Genomic DNA, 20957 nt, shown 5'->3' on the forward strand with positions numbered 1-20957 from the left:
CCGTTCGCCAGCGGGGCACTATGCGCCCGCGTCCCGCCCGCCCCCCCCGCGCGGGGCCCCTACCTGAGGCGGCGCTCCGCAAGGACCGTCCCTCGATTTCCCGCCAGCCCATGGGAGGCCGCAGATGCACGCAAGCGGGGGTATCCTCGAGAACTGGATCTTCCAGCTCACCTTGATCCTGATCGCCTCGCGCGTCGGGGCCGTCGCGGTCGAGCGGGTCAAGATGAGCGCCGTCATCGGGGAGATCGGGGTGGGCATCATCCTGGGGGCGAGCATCCTGGGGGTGCTCCACCCGAACGAGTTCCTCCAGCGGATCTCCACGATGGGGGTCATCTTCATGATCTTCCTCGTGGGGCTGGAGACCAAGCTCGACCACATCCTCCGCGTCGGCAAGATGGCCCTGGTCGTCGCGCTGGCGGGCGTGGCGGTGCCCTTCGCCCTGGGCTACGGCTTCGGCGCGCTGGCGGGCTACGACTGGAAGACCTCGATGTTCTTCGGCGCCATCATGACGGCCACCAGCGTGGCCATCACGGCGCGGGTGTTCATGGACATGGGCGTGGTCCGCTCGGGGGTGAGCCAGACCATCCTCGCGGCGGCCGTCATCGACGACGTGGTGGGGCTCATCGTGCTCACCCTGGTGCTCGCCCTGACGGGGACGAGTGGGCGCCCCCTATGGGTGGACTTCGGCCTCATCCTGGGCTTCCTCGCGCTCGTGGTGCCCGCCTTCTGGTGGGGCGTCCTGCGGGCCCACGCCTGGCTCAAGAGCCACACGGGCGAGCGCATGCTCCTCCCCTTCGCCTTCAGCGCCCTGTTCCTCCTCAGCTTCCTGGCCGAGGAGGTGGGGCTCGCCGCCATCGTGGGCGCCTTCCTCATCGGGATGATGCTGGCCTCGACCCCCGACCACATGTTCTTCCTGACCGGGGTGAACCCGGTGAACGTCCTGCTGGCCCCGGCCTTCTTCGTGGTGGCCGGGATCCAGGTGAACATGGGCGCCATGATGACCGCCTTCGGCTTCACCCTGGTCTTCTTCGCCCTGGCGGTGCTGGGCAAGATCGGGGGCTGCGGCCTGAGCGCCCTGTGCCTGGGGGCCAACTGGCGGAAGAGCCTCCTCATCGGCGCGGGCATGATCCCCCGCGGGGAGGTGGGGCTCATCGTCGCCCTCATCGGCAAGCAGGCGAAGCTCCTCGATGACGCCGCCTTCACGGCCGCCGCCATGATGGCGGTCCTCACCACCCTCATCGCCCCCCTGCTCCTCAAGCCCATGGCCGGCGCCTGGCCCGACGAGATGAAGGAGGCATGACCATGCTGGTCGGAGACGCCTGCAAGACCTTCACCCCGCAGACGGAGACCGCCTCCGCCGACTCCTCCATCGAGGACCTCATCCGGGCCGTCGCCCGCGACCGGGGCACCCGCTACCTCCACATCGTGGACGGCGAGGGCAAGCTCCTCGGCATCGTCGGCGTGCGCGAGCTCATGCGGGTGGTGGGGAGCCAGCACATCAACCGGGACATCCGCGTGGCCCTCGCCTTCGCCCGCGCCCAGACCGCGCGCGACATCATGCGCGAGGCCATCTCCGTGCGGACGGACGACACCGTCGAGAAGGCTCTCGAGGTGGCCGTCAAGAACTGGCTCGACGACCTCCCCGTCACCGACGAGGCGGGCCGCGTCGTCGGCTACCTCGACTGCTTCGAGATTTTGACGAATTTGGAGAAGTAGGGGGGGAGCTGCCGGGATGCGGCGGGGCTGAGCGAATCCCGGGGGTCTTCACCCCCTGGAGGCCAGCTTTTCCCTTGCCGCTTCCTCGATGAGGCCCGGGCGGCTGGTGCCGGCGGCTGCCCGCACATGGTCCAGTCCCTCCGATTTCTCGAAAAAATCCCCCCTCAACCACGAACGTGCGCGAAATTGGCGCAAATTGCGGTAAAGGGCTTTCCCTCTCCGCGCCCTACATTGGCACGGGGCCGGGCATCCGGCCGGGTGCGCCGGGCCCCTGCGCGGGTGGCCCGGCGAGGATGCCCGGTAGTGGAAATAACGGTTAGTAACGCTTATTGAGGGATAAAGCCTATGTAAAGAGGCTTGCGCGTGGTCCGATCAGTACCGGCGGCGCCGAAAAAATCCCCCGGCTGCGAGGACCGGGGGAGGGTTTTCCGGTGGTTTCCGGGAAATTACGGGGAATTCCGGCTTTTTTCCCGCCGGAGGGCGGCTCAGGCCTTGGGGGCGGCGGCCTCCATGGCCTTGCCGGAGGCGTACCACTCGGGGCCGGGGCGCTCGGGGGGGTCGTCGTAGCGCTTGATCTCGAGCTCGATGTTGTCGGGGTCGTAGAAGTAGGTGGCGTAGCCGACCCCGAAGGCCCCCAGGTTCTTCTCCTCGCCGCGGTGGATGTGGACGCCGTGCTGGCGGCAGCGCTCGAGGACGGCGCGGTACTCGGCCTCCTCCATGCAGAAGGCGACGTGGTCCATGCCGCCGCGCCACTTGCGCTCGCTGACGCGCGCCTTGCCGGAGACGATGTCGGAGATCTGGCGGGAGTCGAAATCCAAGTCCTCGTCGGCCTTCTGGAAGTGGGGGCTGTGGAAGAGGACGAAGATGTCCTCGCCGACGCGGAAGGCGATCTGTTCGATCTCTCCCCCGGCGATGTGGCGCCGGCCGACGGGCTTGAAGCCCATGATGTCGCGGTAGAAGGCGATGGACTTGTCGATGTCGGTGACGCGGATGGCGACGTGCTCGATCATGCGTTTCATGGCCGATCCCTCCCGGGTTTCCCTCAAGGATGCCGCAGAGCGCGGGGCGGCGCAACGGCCGCTCAGTCGAGCCCCCCGTGGGCCTGGAGCTCGCGGCGGAGCTCACCGACCAGGCGGACGAATTCGGGGGACTCCATGGTCTCGAGGCCGCGGGGCCGGGGGAGCCCGACCTCGTGGACGGCGCGGATCCGGCCGGGCCGCTTGGAGAGGACGACGACGCGGTCCGCCAGGAAGACGGCCTCGGAGATGCTGTGGGTGATGAAGAGGACGGTCTTCCTCCGGTCGAGCCAGATGCGCTGGAGCTCGAGGTTCATGCTCTCGCGGGTCAGGGCGTCGAGGGCGCCGAAGGGCTCGTCCATCAGGAGGAGCGGGGGATCGTGGATCAGGGCGCGGCAGAGCGAGACGCGCTGCTGCATCCCCCCCGAGAGCTGGAAGGGGTAGTGCTGCTCGAAGCCCTCGATGCCGACCAGCCGGATGAGCCCCCGGGCGCGCTCGAGGTGGAGGCGGCGATCGAGCCCCCGCACCTCGGCCTGGAGCATGATGTTGTCGAGGACGCTGCGCCAGCTCATGAGGACGGCGTTCTGGAAGACGATGCCCACCCCGGGCGAGGGGCCGCTCACGGGCCGGCCGTTGACGCGGATGCTCCCCCGCCGGGGCGGGAGCAGCCCGGCCAGGGCCTTCATCAGGGTGCTCTTGCCGCACCCGCTCGGGCCCAGGACTGAGATGAACTCCCCGTCCTGGGCCTCGAGCGAGACCCCCTCCAGCGCGTGGACCGGGCCCAGCCTGGAGGGGTAGACGATCCTGAGCCCGCTGATCTCGAAGGCGGCGGGCATCTACTTGGCCATTCCCGCCTGCTGGACGCCGGGGACATAGTCGTTCGTGAAGAACTCGCCCGCGGGCAGCGCCTTGCCCTTCATGCCGGGGGTGTAGTCGACCAGCACCCTCTGGGAGGAGGCCCAGTCCTTCTCGCTCATCCAGCCGAGGGGCTTCCCCTTGGTGTTCTCGGTGCCGATCATCTTGAGGCTGAGCTTCATGACCTCCATGAACATGGGCTTGTCCTTCGCCTGCTTGGGGAAGGACTTGAGGAAGGAGTCCACGGCGGCCTCGGGATTCTTCTGGGCCTCCATCCAGGCGCGCTGGGTGGCCCGGTTGAAGCGCCGCACGGTGTCCCCGTTCTTGGCGAGGTAGTCGGTGTTCACGAAGACGCCCTTGTGGAGGATGTTCACGCCCAGGTCGGCGAAGGAGAAGTAGCCCACCTTCTTGCCCGACTTGACCTCCATGAGGGGGACCATCTTGTTCCAGAGGGTGCCGGTCGCGTGGGCGGTGCCGCCCAGCACGGCGAACACCTTGCCCATGCCGGGCATGTAGGTCCACTTCACGTCCTCCATCGAGAGGCCGTTCTTGGCCATCACGGCGCGGATGGAGGCGTCCTCGGAGCCCCCCGGCGACATGGCGATGGTCTTGCCCTTCAGATCCTTGAACGTCTGAATGCCGGAGTCCTTCATGTAGAGGAAGGCGCCCCCGCCCTGCTGCAGCAGCCCCATCACGGCCTTGACCTTGGCGCCCTGGATGCGGCCGGCGAGGAGGGAGCCGAAATCGGCGAAGCCGAACTCGTAGGAGCCGGCCGACATCACCCGCACGGCGTCGCCCGAGCCCGTGCCGTCCAGGATCTCGACGTCCAGGCCCTCGGCCTTGTAATAGCCCTTCTCCACCCCGAGGAAGAAGGGCGGGATGTCGCCCGAGACTTCCATCTTCCAGTCCGTGTGGAGGCGCACCTTCTGGGCTGCGTCCGCGGCGGCGCCCAGCGCGAGCGCCAGGCTGAGAGAGATGGCGAGAATCCGTATGGCCCGCATGTCTATCCCTCCGGCGGCATGGATCACCCGGCCGGGGCGGGGCCGCCTGGCCGCACCCCGGCCGCAAGCTACATGGACATCATCCGCTCCTCGCCCCGCACGGCGACATCCCAGGGGATGAGGACCTTCTCGAGTTTGACGACGGCGGCGTAGAGCACGATCCCGATGAGCGAGAGGGGCACCAGGGTGGCGAACAGGCGCGGGGTCTCCAGCATGGAGTTCGAGACGATGAGCACGTAGCCCAGGCCCTTGTCCGCGCCCACGAACTCGCCCACCACCGCCCCCACCGTCGCGAAGGCGGTGGCGATCTTGAGCCCGCTGAAGATGAACGGGAGCGAGTTGGGGATCCGCACCTTCTGGAACACCTGCCACTTCGAGGCGTTCATGGACTGGATGAGGTCGATCATGTCCTTGTCCACCGCCTTGAGGCCGACCGAGGTCGAGATGACGATGGGGAAGAAGGCGATCATCAGGCTGACCAGCACCTTGGGGAAGAGCCCGATGCCGAACCAGATGACGAACAGGGGCGCGATGGCGATCTTGGGGATGGTCTGGGAGGTCACGAAGATGGGCATGAGGGTGCGCTCGAGCGTCTTGGACCAGACGATCAGGACGCCGGCCGGGACGCCGAGCAGCGCGCTCGCCAGGAAGCCCAGGACCACCTCCGCCCCCGTGATCCAGGTGTGCCAGAGGAGGTACCACCAGTCGTCGGAGAGGGCGCGCACCACGGCGGAGGGCGGGGGGAGGATGATCGGCTGCACGCGGAACCAGACGACGGCCGCCTCCCACGCCGCGATGATCAAGACGATGAAGGCGATGGGGTACAGAAGATCCAGGCCGCGCCGGCCGGGGCCCTGCGCCGGGGCGTCCGTCTCTAGGTCTTCCATCGGCAGAGGCGCGGCCTCTTCGTCCTGGTACATGACAGGCCTCCTCCGGCGCATGAAACCGGATGATTCACTCGTTTTTTCTTCAAGGATGCCGCCGATTTTAACGTGCATCCCGCCGCCGGGCAATCAATTGTTGCGGAGAGGTCCGCGCGCGGACAAGCAAACCGCCTCATGATTGCGGCGGCGTTACCGGCGGATGTCCCGTGCGTTTCGGGGCGAAAAAGGCCCGACCCCATTATCCCGGAAAGGGCTCGCAGGAAATGGCCGCTCCAAAGGGACTGGCCCGCCGCCATATGGCCTCTCTCCCGGCCGGACGGGGCGCGGATGCTTTTCGCTTGACAGGTCGGCGGTGGACTGTTAAATACTTAACCATCGGGGGCGGAGCGGCCGCCCGGAGGCGGGAAAAAGGAGGAAAAGGAAATGGCCCATCCGGCGGCGAAGAAGAGGGAGGCGGGCGCCTCCCGCCTCAGGGCCAGCCAGGCCGAGGTCGCCCAGGTGGCCGTGATGCGCGCGGGGGCCCGGCTCATCAAGGAGGCCGATTCCTTCTACCGCTCCCTGGGGCTGACGGGCGGCCAGTACAACATCCTCCGCATCCTGGAGGGGGCGGGCGAGCCGCTCTCCCAGCAGCAGATCGCCCGGCGGCTGCTCGTCTCCCGGGCCAACGTGACCGGCCTGATCGACCGGCTGGAGGAGAAGGGCCTCCTCGAGCGGTGCGCGTGCCCGGACCGGCGGGTGAACCTGATCTGCCTCACGGCCAAAGGACGAGATCTCCTGGAAAAATCCTTCGCGGACGTGACGGAGCGCTGCGCCCGGTCGATGCGGCGCCTGGCGGCCCCGGAGCAGCGCGAGCTCGTCCGCCTGCTCCGCAAGCTGGAGGAGCAGCAGGGGTAGTTTTTTTTCGCCATGTTGTTAATCAGATAACAGTTAGTAAACGAATGTTTTTCGGCCTTCGGGCCTCAAGCAAAGGGAGAGAGAAATGCGGAACGCAACGGATCGGATCGCGCAGTCGCTTCATCCCTACGCCCTGGCGGCCTCCCGGATCGTGCTGGGGTCGGTGTTCCTCTATCATGGATGGGGGAAGGTCATGAACTTCGCCGCCACCATCGGATTCTTCAGCCAGGTGGGCATCCTCCTTCCGGGGCCTTCGGCTGCGGCGGCCGCTCTCGCCGAGGTGGCGGGCGGGCTGGCGCTGATCCTCGGAATCGGGGTGAGCTTCGCCGCTCTGCCGCTGGCCTTCACCGTGGCGATGGCGATCCTGTTCGTCCACCTCGGGGCGGGCTTCGCCGCTCCCAACGGGTACGAGTTCCCTCTGGTCCTCCTCGCGGCGGTGCTGGCCCAGGGGACGGCGGGGGCGGGAGCGTACGCCCTCGGCGGCCTCCTCGAGGCGAGAGGGCGCGGCGGGGCGGGGGCGCTTCGCCGGCAGGCGGCCTAGCGGCCGGCGCATGGAGGGGACTCTCATGGCTGTTTTGGATGTCAGGGAGCGGATTGAGAATTCGGTGCTTGCCTGGCCGGGCGTCACGGCGGCTCCCCATCCCGCCGGGGGCACGGAGTTCCGCCTGGAGCGGCGCGAGATCGGCCACCTGCACGGGGACCGCCTGATCGACCTTCCCCTCCCCCGGAAGATCCGGGACGACCTGATCGCCGGGGGCTGGGCGGAGCCGCATGCCGCTTGCCCGGACTCCGGATGGGCGAGCTTCTATGTCCGGGCCGAGCCGGACATCCACCGCGCACTGGGGCTTCTGGAAATCTCGTACCGGCTGGCCCGGCAGGGGCGGCCGGCGGCGCGGGGCGAGAGGAACTGCTGAGGGGGATTCCAGGCCGGGGGAATGGGGGCCGCCGCCGCAGCGTTCGAAAGGGGGAGGACACATGCCATACACACCGCAGATCCTGGCCTTCGCGGGGAGCACGCGAAGGGAATCGTTCAACAAGAATGTGCTCCGCATCGCCGCCGAGGGCGCGCGGGAGGCCGGGGCGGAGGTGACCTTCCTCGACTTCAAGGAGCTTCCGCTCCCTCTCTACGACGGCGACCTGGAGGCGGAGGGGGGCATCCCCCCGAACGCCCTCAGGCTCAAGGCGCTCATGAAGGGCCACCAGGGCTTCCTGATCGCCTCGCCCGAGTACAACAGCTCCATCACCGCCGTGCTCAAGAACGCCATCGACTGGGCCTCCCGCCCCATGGAGGGGGAGAAGCCGCTGGAGTGCTTCGCCGGGAAGGCCGCCGTCCTGATGAGCGCCTCGCCGGGCGCGCTCGGGGGCTTAAGGAGCCTGAGCCACGTGCGCTCGATCCTGATGAACATCCAGACCATGGTGCTCCCGCAGCAGGTGGCCGTCCCGCGGGCGCACGAGGCGCTCACGGAGGAAGGGAGGCTCAAGGACGCAAAGCAGGAGGCGTCCATCAAGGGCCTGGGGAAGACCCTGGCGGATATGCTCGCGAAGCTGGCGTGATAGGCTAGCGGCGCGGGAAGCCAGTTCCCCAGTAGTTGAAGGAAGATGGGATGGACCACGGATCTGGAATCGAGATCGAGCTGATCAACGAAAAGAGCATCCGGGTCCAGGCGGGCCAGAGTCTCCTCGAAGCGGCGCTCGAGCATGGAATCCCCCACCTGCACGCCTGCGGCGGGAACGCGCGCTGTTCCACCTGCCGGGTGCTCGTGGAAGAGGGGGAGGAGTACCTGAGCCCGCCCACGGAGGGCGAACGGGCGCTGGCCGGGCGGATGGGTTTCCCACCCGGCGTGCGCCTGGCCTGCCAAGCGCAGGTGAGGGGGGCTCCCATGCGCCTGCACCGGCTCATCCGGGACAAGGGCGACATGGAACTCTTCCTCAAGGTCCAGCGCGGGACCCGCGGCCTGGGCGAGGAGAAGGATCTCGCCTTCCTCTTTCTCGATGTCCGCGATTTCACCCCCTTCGCGGAAACTCATCTCCCCTTCGATGTCATCCACGTCCTTTCGCGCTTCCATTCTCTGGTGCGGGAGGCCATCGTGGCGGGCGGGGGACGGATCCTTAGCTTAGCCGGGGACGGCGTCTACGCCGTCTTCGGGCTGGAGGCCCCACTGGCCGAGGCCACCTCTTCGGCCGTCCGCGCGGGACTGCGCATCCTGGAGGAGGTGGAAGCGTTCAACGGCTGCTATCTGGAGACTTACTTCGGCCACCGCCTCGCGGTCGGCATCGGCCTGCACGCGGGCGCCGCCATCTGCGGCGAGGTGGGAGCGGGTGAGGGAGGATCGTTCACCGCCATCGGTTTCTCCGTGAACGTGGCCTCCCGGCTGGAAAGCGCCACCAAGGAAGTGAACAACAGCTTCCTCGTCTCCGAGGCGGCCTTCAGCTTGCTGGCCGACGCGCCCCCGGCGGCCGGGACATGCGAGGTGGCTCTGCGGGGCGTCACGGCGCCCTGCCGCGTCTTCCTGCTCGGCCGGCCCTACCGGTGATTCACACCTTCCGGAGGGCGGGGAGGAGCTCCTTCGAGATCAGCTCCATGCTCTGGAGAGCCATCCCGGCGGGCATGCCGGCCCAGTGGGTGCGAATGACGAGGTGGTTCACGCCGAGCTCCTCCCAGTAGGGGCGGAGCTGCGCGAAGCACTCCTCCGGCGAACCCAGGATGAAGCGGTCCTCGAGGAGCTCGTCGAGGCCCTTGTCGAAGGATTCCCCCGCGGGCATGGCCTTGTCCTGCCCCCACGTCGCGTAGTCCTTGTATTTCCCGAGGAGGTAGGGGCCGGCCAGCTCCAGGGCGCTTCGGCGGTCGCGGCCGCAGAAGACCTCCTTGATGCAGGGGACCTCCTTGGGGAAGGGCTTGCCCGATCGCGCGCGCTCGGCGCGGAAGAGGGCCATCTGCCGCTTGTTGGTGGCAGTGGTGGCATGCGGATTGATGAACCAGGTGTCGCCCAGCCGGGCGGCCCGCTCCACGGCCTTGTCGTTGTTCGCAGCCACCCAGACGGGGGGATGAGGCTTCTGCACGGGGCGGATGTTCATCCGCACCCGGTCGAGCTTGCAGACCTCGCTCTCCCAGGTAATCTCCTCACCGGTCCAGAGCTTCTTCACCAGCGCCAGGCACTCCTCGAAACGGCGCACCCGCTGGCCCTTGGGCACCCGGAAGGCGTCGAACTCCACCTCGCGGTAGCCGAGCCCCACGCCGAAGACGAAGTTCCCCCGGCAGATCACGTCGAGGGAGGCCACCGTCTCCGCCACGTAAACGGGGTTGTGGAGATTGATGAGGAGGATGCCCAGCCCCAGGGTCATCGCTCCGGCCTCGGCCTGGAGGCGGGCGAGGAAGGGGACGAGCTGCAGCTGCTGGTTGTTTCCCTCGTTGAGGTAGTGCTGTCCGGTGAAGAGGGAATCCCATCCGTTTTCCCGGGCGTGGCGCACCATCGCATACTGCTCGTCGAGCGCGGCCACCATGTCCCGATCCAGGCGCTGCTGATTGGTGATGAAGAGGCCGACCTTCATGCGCGTCCCCCCCAATGTGCGATCTCGATCTGCCATGACGAGAACCGCCAAGCTAAACGCCCGGCGGAGGGATGACAAGGGGGGTGCATGAGGTGTCAGGGGGCGGGTTTCCCGGCGGGGTCCTTCGGGCGGGCGTCCCGCCGGGCGGCGTCGAGCTGGAGCCTCATCTCCTCCAGCACGCGCGCCTGCTTGGCGTTATCCTGCCGGAGGAGGGCGATCTCCCGGGCCCGGTCCTCGGCCTTCGCCCGGGTTTCATCGAGGGCCTTCAGTTCCTCGTCGAGCTTTCTCTTGCCGCTCTCGAGGATGATCAAGTTCTTCTCCGCGTCGCGCAGCTTATCCCGGACGATGCGCAGCTCCTCCTCGGCCTGCGCGGACCGCTGCTCCACCCCCTGCGTCTCGACTCCACGGCGCTGCTTCTCCTCCTCGAGCAGGCGCACCTGCTTTTCCTTCTCCCGGAGGCGGAAGCGCAGGGTGATGAGGCTGTCCTCCTGGCCGTCGAGCGCTCCGGCCAAGGGAGCCACGATGGTCGAGAGGCGCTGGACCTCCGTGGCGAGAAGGCGGATGGAACGGTCCTTTTCGCCGAGCTGCGCGTAGAGGAAATAAATTTGGAGGCCGAGAGCGAGGCTGAGCGCGGCGATGAGGCCGCCCACGAAGATTCGCGCGCGAGAATGTGGCATTCGCGTCTCCCGGGCGGCTGCGGAAGAAGCATATCACAGCGCCTGCTCCTCCTGGTCGTTTCTTTTTGGCTTGGGAGGCGGGCGGGCCTTGTGCTAGAGTGAGTCCGCCGCCTTCAATCCTGACATAGACGACCTCGAGGTGGCCATGTTCCCATCCACCGATAAAGTCCGGACTTCCCTCGCGGGACAGAGCTACATCGCCTCGCGCGAGATCTGTACCGCCCTTTATCTCGCGGAAGGGATGGGGAAGCCCGTGCTGGTCGAAGGGCCGGCCGGGGTGGGCAAGACCGAGCTGGCGAAAGTGTGGGCCGCGGCGACGGGGCGCAACCTCATCCGCCTCCAATGCTATGAAGGGCTGGACGAGGCCAAGGCCCTCTATGAATGGGAGTACAGCAAGCAGATGCTCTACACCCAGCTCCTGCGGGACAAGCTCCAGCAGGTGCTGTCGGACGCAAGGACGCTCGGCGAGGCCGCGGACCGCGTCGCGAAGGAGGAGGACATCTTCTTCTCCGAGCGCTTCCTCCTCTCCCGCCCCCTGCTGCGGGCCATCAAGGCCGAGGAGCCGACCCTCCTGCTGGTGGACGAGGTCGACCGCTCCGACGCGGAGTTCGAGGCCTTCCTGCTCGAGGTGCTGAGCGACTTCCAGGTGTCCATTCCCGAGGTCGGCACCATCCGCGCGCCCAAGCCGCCCGCGGTCGTCCTCACCTCGAACAACACGCGCGAGCTCTCGGAGGCCCTCAAGCGGCGCTGCCTCTATCTGTTCATCGGCTATCCTTCCTCCGAGGCCGAGCTCGAGGTGGTGCGCCTCAAGGTGCCGGGCCTGGCCGCCGAGCTGGCCAAGGAGGTGGTGGCGCTCGTGCAGAGCCTGCGCGAGATGGACCTCAAGAAGCATCCCAGCGTCAGCGAGACCATCGACTGGGCCAAGGCCCTGGTGATGCTGAACGTCAAGCACCTCGACGAGGCCACGCTCGACTCCACCCTCACCGTTCTCCTCAAGCACGAGCAGGACGTCCTCCGCGCCCGCCGCGTCCTCGAGTCCAGGCAAGCGAAGGGCATGGCCGCTGAGGCCATGCGCCGCCAGGGCGCCGGGCGTCCCGACGCGGGGGAAAACGGCGAGCAGGAATGGCCTCCCTCGTCCCGCCGCCGCCGGCGGGACCACCGCTTCGAGAATCCCTACCAGCGCGGCCTGCCGGAGGATTAGGCCATGGACCGGCGGATGGTGGACTTCGTCCACGCGCTCCGGGCCTCGGGCGTGCGGGTTTCCCTCGCCGAGAGCGAGGACGCCTTTAAGGCCGCCGCGCAGATCGGCGTCAAGGACCGCCAGGAGTTCCGCAACGCGCTCCGGCTCACCCTCGTCAAGGAAGAGCACCACATCCCCCCCTTCGATCGCCTCTTCCCCCTCTTCTTCGGCGCGGATGAGCCTCCCGCCATGGATGACGCCATGGACGGGATGGGCGGCGAGGACGCCGATATGCTGAAGGAGGCCCTGGAGAGGCTGGCCGAGATGCTCGGCCCCGAGGCCCTCAAGAAGCTTCTCGAGCATCTCCTGAAGGGCCGTCCCCTCTCGCGGGGGGAGATGGACGCCCTGGGGCGCGAGGCGGGCCTCCCGATGGCGGGGCGCCCCAGCCAGGCGCCCTGGATGGAGGGCCGCATGAAGCGGGCCCTCGGCCTCGAGGAGATGATGCAGGCCCTCATGGAGCTCCTGGCCGAACTGGCCGCCCAGGGAATGGGCCAGGAGGCGCTCGAGCGGCTGGCCGAGGCGGCGGGGATCAACCGCGAGGCGCTGGAGGAGCAGATCCGGCGCGAGGTGGGCTCCTCCATCGCCAGGCGCATGCGCGAGGAATACGAGAAGCAGCCCCCGATGGACGACGTGATGGACCTGCCCTTCAAGGGGTTGGGGGAGCGCGAGATCGAGCGCCTCCGGGAGGAGGTGCGGCGGCTCGCCGCGCACCTGCGCAGCCGCGCCGCCCTGCGGCACCGGCGGTCGAAGAAGGGCCGGATCGACATGCGCGGCACCATGCGGGCGAACCTCCGCTACGGCGGCGTGCCGCTCGAGCTGCGCCGCAAGCGGCGGGTGCTCAAGCCCAAGCTGGTGCTCCTGTGCGACGTCTCGACCTCGGTGCGCCACTGCGCGGAGTTCATGCTCACCCTCATCTACGAGCTGCAGGACCAGGTGGCGAGGGCCCGGAGCTACGCCTTCATCGACCGCCTCATTGACATCTCGCACTGGTTCGAGGAGAGCCGCCCCCAGCGGGCGGTGGCGCGGGTGCTCAAGGAGCTGCCGCCCGGCTCCTACAACACGGACCTGGGCGCCTCGCTCTCCACCCTCTGCCGCGACCACATGGGGGACATCGACCGCCGGACGACGGTCATCTTCCTGGGGGACGGGCGGAACAACTTCAACGACCCTCGCCTCGACTGCGTCGAGGCCCTGAAGGGCCGGGCGCGCCGGATCGTCTGGATGAACCCGGAGGCGCCCTACCTGTGGGGGACCGGCGACTCCGACATGCCGGCCTACGTCCCCTACTGCGACGCCCTGCACGAGGTGGGGAACCTCGGCCAGCTCGCCCGCGCGGTGGAGCGGCTCTTCGACGGCCGCTGATCCGCTACTTCTCCTCCTCCTTCTCCAGGCTCAGCGACGCGGAGTTGATGCAGAAGCGGAGCCCCGTCGGCGGGGGCCCGTCCGGGAAGACGTGCCCCAGGTGGGCGTCGCACCGGGCGCAGCGCACCTCGATGCGGCGCATGCCGTAGGTCGCGTCCTCGTGCGCGGCGATGCTCCCTTCCTGGGCCGGAGTCCAGAAGCTCGGCCAGCCGGTGCCCGAGTCGAACTTCTCGGCAGAGCGGAAGAGCTCCGCCCCGCAGCAGACGCAGCGGTAGAGCCCCGGCTCGTGGCAGTCCCAGTAGGCGCCGCTGAAGGCGCGCTCGGTGCCCCCCCGGCGGGTCACCTCGTACTGCTCGGGGGTGAGCCGGGAGCGCCATTCGGCGTCGGTCCTGGCGATTTTTTCCGTCGGCATGATCGAAACCGAATCCTCAGGCGGGCGCCTTCCCGACCTCGGTGAGCACCTGGTTGAGGCGGCCTTGGAACTCCTCCCCCGGGCCGGGAAGCAGGAGGGCCAGCCCGGTGGACCAGGAAGGCGGCTGGGTGTTGTTCTTGTGCGTCCAGGCCACCCGCACCTTGCACTCCGGGTAGGTCTTCCCCCGCAGCTCAATGCTGGAGGTGAAGGTCGAGCCCACCTCGGGCTCCTCCGGAAGGAGCACCTTGAACCCGCCCATGCTGATGTCGTGCGGGTCGAGGGTGAGGTCGGTCAGGCCCGGGGCGCTGATCAGGACGGGAAACAGGACGAAATTGATCGGGAAACGCGGGAAACGCCGCTGGTCGGAATCTGGCATCTGGGCCCCCTTTGCCGAGGCAATTTGCCGGCTGGACGCACCCGAGGATAGTCCCTCCACCTTACCCCCTGCCCGGAAGGGGTGCAAACCCCGATTTTCGCCGCCCGCCCCTGCCATCCCCCTCGCGCGCGCGTAAAAAAATGCCGGAATAAGCCTGAATATCCCTGAAAACCCCTGAATATCCCTGAAAAGCCCTGAACCCCCGCGCCGCCCCGCCAGCCTTTCGGGCCTTGGCCGCGATCCCCCGCGCCGTCCCGCCCCCCAGGGGCAAAAAGGGTGAATCGCGTTTTTTATCGTTGAATATCGTTGAACGGCCCACCGCCATGCCTTCCCGAAATAGGAGGTATTATGCGGAACGAACGGCAACTCCCCGGTACGCCCCCCTTCCCACGTCCCCAACGCAAGAAAGACCGGGCGCAAGCCGCCCCAAAGACGGTCCGCCGGGTGCCAATATAGGGCATGGAGGGGAAAAGCCACTTACAGCAATTTCGTCCATTTTCGTGCACGTGCGTGGCAGGAGGAAGAATTTTGGGGGGCAGTGTCGCCCGGCGGCCTTTGCCCTTGGGTTGTCTTTGGTTTTTCGCATTTCGCTTTTGCTTGGCATTTGGTGTTGCCTTCGTGCATCAAAAAAGATACACTCTCTGAGTGGACGCGGAGCCGCCCAAATTGCAGGCGAGGTTCTACAGGACTGCCCGGGGCAATGAACCCGTCCGGGAATGGCTGAAGTCTTTTCCGAAAAAGGACAAAAAACGAATCGGGGAAGACATTTCCACCATTCAATTCGGCTGGCCGGTCGGCTATCCCACCTGCCGGCCCCTGGCGCATGGGATCTGGGAGGCCAGGACGCATTTAGATGATGTGATTGCGCAGGTCTACTTCTTTGTGGCCGGGGACACGATGTATCTCCTGCATGGAATCATTAAGAAGACCCAGGAGACGCCAAAGGCCGCCATCGATCTCGCCCGGAGCCGGAAACAAGAAATAGAAAGCGAATTGGCGAAGCTGCGAAAGCGGCTGGGAGACAAGGCATGAGCAAGAAAACCCACATTGGCTCCTCCTTCGAGGGCTTCCTCGCGGAGGAGGGAATCCTCGAAGAGACCGAGACCATCGCCATCAAGCGGGTGATTGCCTGGCAGATAAAGCAGGCAATGGAAAAGAAGCGAATCTCGAAGGCCGAGATGGCACAGCGGATGAGGACGAGCCGCCCCGTCGTGGACCGGCTCCTGGACCCCACGCACAAGTCCCTGACCCTTTCCACCCTCGTCAAGGCGGCCATCGCCCTGGACGGAAAGGCCCAAGTGTCCATCGACGTGAAGAGCAAGCGGGCCTCGGCCTAATTCCGGCCGCTGGGCCCCTCACCTCCCCCCCGTCTCCTCCCCGTCCACCGTCAGGCTGTCCACCCGCTTGGGATAGAAGCAGAGGAGGCCGCGGATCTTGGGGCACTCGGGCAGGGGCTCCTCGTAGCTCCAGGCGATGTCCTCGGCGCGCCGGCCGCCGATGTCAGCGCTCCAGTAGGAGGCGAGCCCCTTGTAGGGGCAGCGGGTGCGGGCGGGGCTGGGGGTGAGGAGCTCCATCCGCACGTCCTCGCGGGGGATGTAGCAGCGCGGGGGGAGGCCCGTCTCGAAGAGAAGGCGCGGCCGGGCGGTCTCGGCCAGCACGGTGCCGCCGAGCGCGACCTTCACCCGGCGCGTGCTCGGAAGGACGTCCACCCGGACGTAGGGGTTGCGGGGATGGACGAAGATTTCCTCCTCTTCCTCGAGCCAGGCGTCCACCCGGTCCCAGTAGAAGGCGAGGTGGCTGCCCACGGGCAGAGCCTCCTCCCGCGGCTGCTCATAGCTCCAGACGGCGTTCTCGGCGGTCCGTCCCGCGGCCGCGAGCGTCCAGTAGGACGCGTCTCCCTTATGGGGTCAGTGGGTGGAGTGAGCGGTGCGGACGAGGCGCTCCATGCGCACGTCGGCGCGGGGGAAGTAGTAGACCGGGCTCAGGCCGCGCTCGAGCATGAGCTTGACGCGCCGGCTGTCGGCGACGGTTTCGCCCGCGAACATGACGCGGACGCGGCGGGGGCTGTCCTCGATGTGGAGGCTGGCGCCGGGGGCGAAGGGTCCGACGGACATGGGCTGGTCCTCCTGGTGAATGGGGAGGGCATTTTCGCCGAAACCGCGGCGCCGTCCAAGGGCGCCCGCGATGGCGGTTTTACTCCCCCCGCGCGCGGTGGTATCTTTTCCTCGGCCGTTGGCTTTAACCCGCCGCTTTCCCCGAAAATTCCCGCTCCCCGGAAATTCCCGCCCGCCGCTCCGGTTCGCCGCTGCCTTTCTCGCTGGAGGCAATCATCATGGCCAAGACCACCGGCCCCAAGAAGATCCTCGTCCCCGTGGATTTCTCCGATTACAGCCGCGAGGCCCTGTCGCTGGCGCTGACCGAGGCGAAAGCGCACGGCGGGGAAGTCTCGATCCTGCACGTCATGGAGGACCCCCTCACGGCCGCGGCCTACGCGGGCGCGGGGATGGAGGGCGTCCCCGCCGCCGGGGTGGACTGGCTCAAGGTGAAGGAGGAGATCGCCGAGGGGGCCACGAGGACCATGGAGGAGCTGAAGGAGAGCGTGCCGGAGGCGAAGGGAGCGCGCACCGAGCTGGCCTGGGGCGAGCCCCCCGACACCATCCTCGAGGTGGCCCGGAAGGGGAACTACGATCTGATCGTGATGTCCACCCACGGGCGGCAGGGGATGTCCCGGCTGTTCATGGGGAGCGTGGCCGAGCGCGTGATCCGCACCACCGACCGCCCCACCCTGGTCGTGCCGCGCAGGAAGTGAGGAGGACATGGCCAATCCATTGGAGACGAAACTGATCGCGCGCGACGTCTTCATGCAGGTCCCGGGGACCCGGATGTGGCGGAAGCTCTACGGCCCGGAGGAGCTCAAGCCGGTCGAGGAGGCCGCCCTGGAGTGGCACGCGAAATACCTGGGGGGCGAATGGCTGCCGGACTCCCCGGCGAGGACGGCCAAGAAGCGCCGCCCCCGCCTCATGGCCTGGGTCAACGAGTCCTGCACCGGGTGCGAGAACTGCATCCCGTTCTGCCCGGTGGACTGCATCGAGCACACGCCCGCCCCGATCTACCCCGACGACCATTCCCCGACGCGGACGATCATGATCCGGTACGAGGAGTGCATCGGCTGCGAGCTCTGCGCGAAGGCGTGCGACTCCGCGAACGCGGGCTACAACGCGATCTACATGGTGCCGACGGATTCCTTCGAGGAGGAGTTCGGAGTCCGGGTCTCGGATGATCTGCGGCGCCACCCGGCCGGATGGTATTTTCCCGCCTACAAGGAAGTCGCGGAGCGCATGCTGCGCGAGAGGTCCGCGCCGGCGGACTGAGGCTCCGCTATGTCAGGAGCTGCTTGAGCTCCAGGAAGCGGACGAGGCCGGTCTTCGTGATCATCCCTTCCATCGTCCCGTTCCGGATGACGATCAGCCGGCCGGCCTCCGCCTCGTTCATCCGGGGCACGGCGTCCAGCAGCGGCGCGCCGGGCTCGATCACCATCCGCTCGCTCAACGGCACCATGGCGTCCACCGCCCTTCGGCGGGACCGCTCCTCGCGCGGCACCTGGATCACCTGCTGGATGGAGATCACGCCCAGCACCCTGCCGTCGTCCGCGACGGGGAAGCCCCGGAAGCCGTGATGCAGGAAATATTCCTCGGCCACCTCCTCCAGGGACGCCTGCGGCGGCACCGTGACGGGCTCCCGGATCATCACCTCCTCGACCCGCACCCCCTCCAGGGACCGCCGCAGGAGGATCTGCAGGTAGCCCTGCGCGGCCATGTTCTGCAGGAACATGCCGATGAAGAGGAGCCACAGCCCGCCCAGGAAGTTCCCGAGGGCGAATTCGAACACGCCCAGGATCATGAGGGCGGCCGCGAAGCCCTTGCCCATGTCCGACGCCCATTTCGTGGCGCGGACGACGTCGCCGGTCCTCCACCAGAGGACGGCGCGGAGGACGCGCCCGCCGTCCAGCGGAAACCCGGGGAACAGGTTGAAGGCGGCCAGGACCACGTTGATCCAGGCGAGGTAGCCGAAGATGGCCGCCCCGGGGGCGAAGCCTGCGCCGGCGGAGAATCCTCGCAGGAGCCAGAAGCCGGCGGCCAGGAGGAAGCTGGCGATGGGGCCCGCAATCGCCACGCGGATCTCCGTCTTCGGGTCGGCCACGTCCTCGGACAGCCGGGCCATCCCGCCGAAGACGAAGAGGGTGATGGAGGAGATGCGGATTCCCGCCCGCATGGCCACGAGGGAGTGGGCGAGCTCGTGGGCGAGGAGGGAGGCGAAGAAAAGAAGCGCGGCCAGGGTGCCGGCCGCGAGGTAGGTCCACCCGCTCTCGCCAGGCAGGTAGGCGGGGAAGTACCCCGCCGAGAGGCTCCAGATGAGAAGCGCGAGGATGATGAACCAGGAGTAGTCGAGCCGGATATCGATCCCGGCGATGCGTGCCAGGGAAAAGCCTTGCGCGGTCTGCCGATCCGCCGCCGTCGCGTGCATCGCGGACCCCCCGAGGCGGCGAGCGATGTCCACTTCCAATTTAGGCCCGTTTGCCGCGGAAATCCAGGATGGCCGCGAGGTACACCTTCGCCGCCGCCAGGCTCCGCTCGCCCGCCCTTTTTCTTCGCCTCGGGCCCATTCCTCTCCTTGGGGACGCAGGCGCCCGCCGCGCCCGGGCAAATGGATTGTGCTAAGGTAGGGAAAAGCCAAGCCCCTCGAATCCGCCATCCCGAGAGGAGGGCCTCCCGTGCCCGAGATCGTCCACGTTTCCCCCCCGGGCGTTTTCCGCCGGATGATCGACGGCCGTCCCCTGTACTCCACCCTGACGGTGATCAAGTCGGCGGAGGGCGCCAGGCTCATCCTGGCCGGGCAGGTGTCGGCCCGGGAGGACGGCCAAGTGGTCGGCAAGGGCGACATGACGGCCCAGATCCGCCAGGTGTGCGAGAACATCGGCAGGGCCTTGCGGCACGCCGGGGCCGACTTCAAGGACCTGGTGCGCACGGTTACCTACACCGTGGACGTTCCGGAATACTTCCGCTGCGCCGGCGTGCGCGCCGAATATTTCGGCTCTCCGCCGCCGCCCAGCACCCTCCTGGGCGTCACGCGCCTGGCGGACCCGGATTTCCTGGTCGAGATCGAGGGGGAGGCGGTCATCCCGCTGGGGCGGCTGCGGAACGCGTGAGGGCCGCCGGATGCGGCGATTGACGCTCCCGGCGATTTGTTCCACCTTAAATGACCGTCGGCCCCTTTCTCGGCGATGACGCCAGTGGTCGTTCGGTAAGGGGGAGGAACCCGAGGATGCCAGCCTACGACTTCAGATGCGGAAAATGCAGCAAGAACGTCACCCTGATGCTCAACGTCTCGGACTACGAGCGGAAGGCCTTCAAGTGCCCGAAGTGCGGGTCCAAGAAGCTCGACCGCCGCATCTCTTCCGTCCAGGTCCAGACCTCGAAAAAGAGCTGAGCGTCCGGGCCGGGGAGAAGAACGCCGGATTGGATCATCCGATGGCCGAAACCCTTCCGGCGGAAAATCCGGCCTTATGAGACAGGTGGCGGTCCGAATGCAGATTCAATCCGCCGAGGAGCTCCAGCGGGCGCGGGAGGATCGCCTGCGCCGCACCGCCTCCCTCTGCGCCCGGGCCCATCCCTTCTACCGCCGGCGCTTCGCCGAGGCCGGAATACCTCCGGACGGCATCCGGACGCTCGATGACCTCGCGCGGCTCCCCCTCACGCACAAATCCGACTACATGGCGGCCCCGGGGGATTTCATGCTCGACCCGGCGGCGGCGCCGGAGCTCTCCCTCGAGGAGCGCACCCTCTGGAACGTGGCCTATACCACCGGCACCACGAGCGGCCGGCCCTCCCCCTTCTACAACACGACCCACGACCAGTACCACATCATGCTCCAGGCCCGGGCCTGCAGCGAAACCGAGGGCGTGCGCCGGGGGGACATCTTCGCCAACCTCTACCCGCTCTCCCCCATGCCGCTCGGCGCGTTCCTGTGCTGCGTCCGCACGGCGGAGATCATGGGCCTTCCCATCGTGAGCACCCTGACGGGGACGCCCCACCCCGAGTACCCGGTCCGGCGGGGGCTGGACGAGGCGGTGGACGTGATCGGCGCCGCCCGGGCCACCATCCTATGGGGCATCCCCAGCTTCGTGCGGCGCGTCCTTCAGCGGGCCCGGGAGAAGGAGGTGCCCTTGCCGGGGGCGCGGATGGTGGTGGCGGCGGGGGAGGCGGTGAGCCCCAGCCTCCGGGAGGAGTACATGGACCACCTCCGGCACTTCGGGGCCGGGGACCCCCAGGTGAGGTCCCGCTACTCCGCCACCGAGATGCAGGGAGGGCTGGTGCAGTGCCGGAACGAGGCCGCCCCCCACAACGTGGTGCCGGAGCTCTACTACCTCGAGGTGGTGGACCCCGAAACCGGGAAGCAGGTGCCCGAGGGGGAGGAGGGCTGCCTGGCCGTCACGCATCTCCACCGGCGGGGGACGGTTTTCCTCCGCTACCTCATCGGGGATCTCATCGCCCTCAAGATGGAGCCCTGCCCCCACTGCGGGCGGCTGGGGGAGCGCATCGTCCGGGCGCCCCGGCGGACGGGGGACCTGGTGAAGGTCCGCGGAGTGCTCATCAACCCCGGCATCGTTTTTGACGTGGTTTCGGCGGACCGGGCGGTCCGGGAGTATCAGCTCCTCATCCGGAAGGAACGGCCGGGGGACTCCGACTCGCTGGACGAGATGGTCCTCCGCCTGGAGGCCCAGGAAGCGGACCACCCCCGTCTCGCCGCCGAGATGCCCGTCCGGATCCAGCGGGCGGTGATGGTGAGGCCGCGGGTGGAATTCGCGGCCCCCGGGGAAGTCCACGACCCGCTCAAGAGCGTGAAGGTCCGCCGCCTGGTGGACGAGCGGGACCAATAGGGAGTCAATATCGGCTCGGCGCGAAAAGAAGGGATTGT

At 67.7% G+C, this 20957-nt stretch carries 25 protein-coding genes and 1 pseudogene; 16 read left to right on the forward strand and 10 right to left on the reverse strand.

Annotation, left to right across the window (positions count from 1 at the left end):
* The first annotated feature begins 124 nt into the window (after positions 1–124).
* Both HYZ11_07330 and HYZ11_07335 read left to right on the forward strand, forming a co-directional pair.
* A complete protein-coding gene (locus HYZ11_07330) occupies positions 125–1300 on the forward strand; it encodes a cation:proton antiporter (protein MBI3127400.1) in 1176 nt (391 codons plus the stop codon).
* A 2-nt stretch (positions 1301–1302) separates the two neighbouring features.
* Complete coding sequence (locus HYZ11_07335; protein ID MBI3127401.1) at positions 1303–1716, forward strand: CBS domain-containing protein; 414 nt, start codon at positions 1303–1305, stop codon at positions 1714–1716.
* Between the two features lie 485 nt (positions 1717–2201).
* On the opposite strand, the gene HYZ11_07340 is transcribed toward HYZ11_07335, so the two are convergent.
* The 4 genes from HYZ11_07340 to HYZ11_07355 all read right to left on the reverse strand — a co-directional run bounded on the left by HYZ11_07340 (position 2202) and on the right by HYZ11_07355 (position 5508).
* Positions 2202–2735 (reverse strand): VOC family protein, encoded by a 534-nt coding sequence (locus HYZ11_07340; protein ID MBI3127402.1) that lies wholly within the window; start codon positions 2733–2735, stop codon positions 2202–2204.
* Positions 2736–2797: 62 nt separating this feature from the next.
* Positions 2798–3568 (reverse strand): ABC transporter ATP-binding protein, encoded by a 771-nt coding sequence (locus HYZ11_07345; protein MBI3127403.1) that lies wholly within the window; start codon positions 3566–3568, stop codon positions 2798–2800.
* Entirely contained in the window at positions 3569–4588 is a 1020-nt protein-coding gene (locus HYZ11_07350) for an ABC transporter substrate-binding protein (GenBank protein ID MBI3127404.1), read from the reverse strand. It lies immediately after the preceding gene.
* A gap of 68 nt (positions 4589–4656) precedes the next feature.
* A complete protein-coding gene (locus tag HYZ11_07355; GenBank protein ID MBI3127405.1) occupies positions 4657–5508 on the reverse strand; it encodes an ABC transporter permease in 852 nt (283 codons plus the stop codon).
* A gap of 387 nt (positions 5509–5895) precedes the next feature.
* Here HYZ11_07355 and HYZ11_07360 point away from each other — a divergent pair, with 387 nt between their 5' ends.
* From HYZ11_07360 to HYZ11_07380, 5 genes are all read left to right on the forward strand, one after another.
* Positions 5896–6366 (forward strand): MarR family transcriptional regulator, encoded by a 471-nt coding sequence (locus tag HYZ11_07360; protein ID MBI3127406.1) that lies wholly within the window; start codon positions 5896–5898, stop codon positions 6364–6366.
* Between the two features lie 85 nt (positions 6367–6451).
* Positions 6452–6907, forward strand: a complete 456-nt coding sequence (locus HYZ11_07365; GenBank protein MBI3127407.1) for a DoxX family protein — start codon at positions 6452–6454, stop codon at positions 6905–6907.
* Positions 6908–6932: 25 nt separating this feature from the next.
* Positions 6933–7280: a DUF5519 family protein gene (locus tag HYZ11_07370; GenBank protein MBI3127408.1), complete on the forward strand. Its 348-nt coding sequence runs from the start codon at positions 6933–6935 to the stop codon at positions 7278–7280.
* A gap of 61 nt (positions 7281–7341) precedes the next feature.
* Entirely contained in the window at positions 7342–7920 is a 579-nt protein-coding gene (locus HYZ11_07375; GenBank protein MBI3127409.1) for an NAD(P)H-dependent oxidoreductase, read from the forward strand.
* 50 nt (positions 7921–7970) lie between these two features.
* Positions 7971–8900, forward strand: a complete 930-nt coding sequence (locus tag HYZ11_07380) for an adenylate/guanylate cyclase domain-containing protein (GenBank protein MBI3127410.1) — start codon at positions 7971–7973, stop codon at positions 8898–8900.
* Position 8901: 1 nt separating this feature from the next.
* On the opposite strand, the gene HYZ11_07385 is transcribed toward HYZ11_07380, so the two are convergent.
* Positions 8902–9915, reverse strand: a complete 1014-nt coding sequence (locus HYZ11_07385; GenBank protein ID MBI3127411.1) for an LLM class flavin-dependent oxidoreductase — start codon at positions 9913–9915, stop codon at positions 8902–8904.
* A gap of 95 nt (positions 9916–10010) precedes the next feature.
* Positions 10011–10592 carry a hypothetical protein gene (locus HYZ11_07390; GenBank protein MBI3127412.1) on the reverse strand — a complete coding sequence of 194 codons (582 nt, stop codon included), beginning with the start codon at positions 10590–10592 and terminating at the stop codon, positions 10011–10013.
* 145 nt (positions 10593–10737) lie between these two features.
* Between HYZ11_07390 and HYZ11_07395 the strand changes: the two genes are divergently transcribed.
* Both HYZ11_07395 and HYZ11_07400 read left to right on the forward strand, forming a co-directional pair.
* A complete protein-coding gene (locus tag HYZ11_07395) occupies positions 10738–11793 on the forward strand; it encodes a MoxR family ATPase (protein ID MBI3127413.1) in 1056 nt (351 codons plus the stop codon).
* 3 nt (positions 11794–11796) lie between these two features.
* Positions 11797–13194 carry a VWA domain-containing protein gene (locus HYZ11_07400; GenBank protein MBI3127414.1) on the forward strand — a complete coding sequence of 466 codons (1398 nt, stop codon included), beginning with the start codon at positions 11797–11799 and terminating at the stop codon, positions 13192–13194.
* A gap of 4 nt (positions 13195–13198) precedes the next feature.
* Here the strand turns inward: HYZ11_07400 and msrB are convergent, their stop codons facing one another.
* On the reverse strand, positions 13199–13606 hold the full coding sequence (gene msrB / locus HYZ11_07405) for a peptide-methionine (R)-S-oxide reductase MsrB (GenBank protein ID MBI3127415.1): 408 nt from the start codon (positions 13604–13606) through the stop codon (positions 13199–13201).
* A 16-nt stretch (positions 13607–13622) separates the two neighbouring features.
* Complete coding sequence (locus HYZ11_07410; protein MBI3127416.1) at positions 13623–13982, reverse strand: PilZ domain-containing protein; 360 nt, start codon at positions 13980–13982, stop codon at positions 13623–13625.
* Positions 13983–14627: 645 nt separating this feature from the next.
* Between HYZ11_07410 and HYZ11_07415 the strand changes: the two genes are divergently transcribed.
* Both HYZ11_07415 and HYZ11_07420 read left to right on the forward strand, forming a co-directional pair.
* Entirely contained in the window at positions 14628–15014 is a 387-nt protein-coding gene (locus HYZ11_07415; protein ID MBI3127417.1) for a type II toxin-antitoxin system RelE/ParE family toxin, read from the forward strand.
* Positions 15011–15319 carry an XRE family transcriptional regulator gene (locus HYZ11_07420; protein MBI3127418.1) on the forward strand — a complete coding sequence of 103 codons (309 nt, stop codon included), beginning with the start codon at positions 15011–15013 and terminating at the stop codon, positions 15317–15319. Before HYZ11_07415 ends, HYZ11_07420 begins: the two co-directional genes overlap by 4 nt.
* A gap of 18 nt (positions 15320–15337) precedes the next feature.
* Here HYZ11_07420 and HYZ11_07425 read toward each other — a convergent pair.
* Positions 15338–16096, reverse strand: a pseudogene (locus tag HYZ11_07425) (DUF427 domain-containing protein).
* A gap of 218 nt (positions 16097–16314) precedes the next feature.
* Between HYZ11_07425 and HYZ11_07430 the strand changes: the two are divergent.
* Both HYZ11_07430 and HYZ11_07435 read left to right on the forward strand, forming a co-directional pair.
* Entirely contained in the window at positions 16315–16791 is a 477-nt protein-coding gene (locus HYZ11_07430; GenBank protein MBI3127419.1) for a universal stress protein, read from the forward strand.
* A gap of 7 nt (positions 16792–16798) precedes the next feature.
* On the forward strand, positions 16799–17353 hold the full coding sequence (locus HYZ11_07435; protein MBI3127420.1) for a 4Fe-4S binding protein: 555 nt from the start codon (positions 16799–16801) through the stop codon (positions 17351–17353).
* A gap of 7 nt (positions 17354–17360) precedes the next feature.
* Here HYZ11_07435 and HYZ11_07440 read toward each other — a convergent pair whose 3' ends face one another.
* The gene (locus tag HYZ11_07440) at positions 17361–18506 is read right to left on the reverse strand and encodes a site-2 protease family protein (protein ID MBI3127421.1); all 1146 of its coding nucleotides are present in this window, start codon (positions 18504–18506) and stop codon (positions 17361–17363) included.
* A gap of 247 nt (positions 18507–18753) precedes the next feature.
* On the opposite strand from HYZ11_07440, the gene HYZ11_07445 reads away from it, so the two are divergent.
* The 3 genes from HYZ11_07445 (at position 18754) to HYZ11_07455 (ending at position 20919) form a co-directional block, all read left to right on the forward strand.
* Positions 18754–19188, forward strand: coding sequence for a RidA family protein (locus HYZ11_07445; protein MBI3127422.1), 435 nt, complete (start codon positions 18754–18756; stop codon positions 19186–19188).
* Positions 19189–19304: 116 nt separating this feature from the next.
* Positions 19305–19469 (forward strand): zinc ribbon domain-containing protein, encoded by a 165-nt coding sequence (locus tag HYZ11_07450; GenBank protein MBI3127423.1) that lies wholly within the window; start codon positions 19305–19307, stop codon positions 19467–19469.
* A gap of 97 nt (positions 19470–19566) precedes the next feature.
* Entirely contained in the window at positions 19567–20919 is a 1353-nt protein-coding gene (locus tag HYZ11_07455; protein ID MBI3127424.1) for a phenylacetate--CoA ligase family protein, read from the forward strand.
* Positions 20920–20957: the final 38 nt, after the last annotated feature.

The organism is Candidatus Tectomicrobia bacterium (assembly GCA_016192135.1).
GTDB lineage: Bacteria > UBA8248 > UBA8248 > UBA8248 > UBA8248 > 2-12-FULL-69-37.